1 protein-coding gene is annotated in these 285 nt (G+C 65.3%); it reads right to left on the bottom strand.

Features of this window, described 5'->3' with window-relative positions; all coding sequences use genetic code 11:
• On the bottom strand, positions 1-285 hold a 285-nt coding region (locus tag LZP96_RS24090; RefSeq protein WP_258926382.1), incomplete at both ends, for an Ig-like domain-containing protein.

Below are 285 nucleotides of genomic sequence, written 5' to 3'. Positions count from 1 at the left end.
AGCGCGGTGTCCACCTGCAGGTTTGCGGTGTTGCTGATGCTGTTGCCCACGCCGTTCACGGCGCTGGCGTTCAGGGTGTAACTGGCCTCGCCGAGTCCGTCCAGATCGGCGGCCGGTACGGTCAGACTCCAGGCGCCGTCGGCCCCCGTGGTGGCGGTATACTGTCTGCCGTTCAGGGTCACGGTCACCGTGGTGCCTTCCGCCAGGTTGGCGCTGGTGCCGCTGACAGCCAGATCCTGCCCTTTTTCCACTGCGTTCAGCACGTTATCGCCGGAAATCGCGTCA

Origin of the sequence: Huaxiibacter chinensis, from assembly GCF_022171985.1 — a bacterium.
In the GTDB taxonomy this organism is placed as follows: Bacteria; Pseudomonadota; Gammaproteobacteria; order Enterobacterales; family Enterobacteriaceae; genus Enterobacter; species Enterobacter chinensis_A.
The sequence above is the reverse complement of the archived record's forward strand: the minus strand, read 5'-3'. Positions and strand labels throughout refer to the sequence as shown.